Annotated in this window: 1 protein-coding gene; it reads right to left on the bottom strand. The window is 60.0% G+C overall.

What is annotated here, in order from left to right:
• Window positions 1-375: UPF0236 family transposase-like protein (locus tag ABS784_RS17005; RefSeq protein WP_352513375.1), on the bottom strand; the 375-nt coding region annotated here is incomplete at both ends.

Here is a 375-nt window from a genome sequence, read left to right as displayed (position 1 = left end):
TCCCGGCAGGCCGTGATCCACGACGCCGCGTCGCCGTTGATGATCAAAAGGTCCCGGCACGGATCATAGGCATATTCGTTCATCAGCCACTCTTCAAACCGTTCCCACACGTCTCCCTCCCCTTCATGGAGGTAGTGGCGCCGGTTCACGAGCTCGAGCTGCGAACCGTTTCGTTTCCATCCCTCGTGAATCGCCAGGATTTTCTCTTCTTTCGCCCGTTTCCCTTTCCCCTGGCGGGAAATAAACAGTCCATCCGCCTCCACAAACAGCACCCGGCCGTGCCGTTGGGAAACAGGGCGGTGCAGCGAGACAGGGGCCTCCAGCACCAGTTGGCGAATCGCCTCGTGGCTCATGACCGCATACCCCACGATCGAC

This window comes from Geobacillus sp. G4, assembly GCF_040327975.1.
In the GTDB taxonomy this organism is placed as follows: domain Bacteria; phylum Bacillota; class Bacilli; order Bacillales; family Anoxybacillaceae; genus Geobacillus; species Geobacillus thermoleovorans.
The sequence above is the reverse complement of the archived record's forward strand: the minus strand, read 5'-3'. Positions and strand labels throughout refer to the sequence as shown.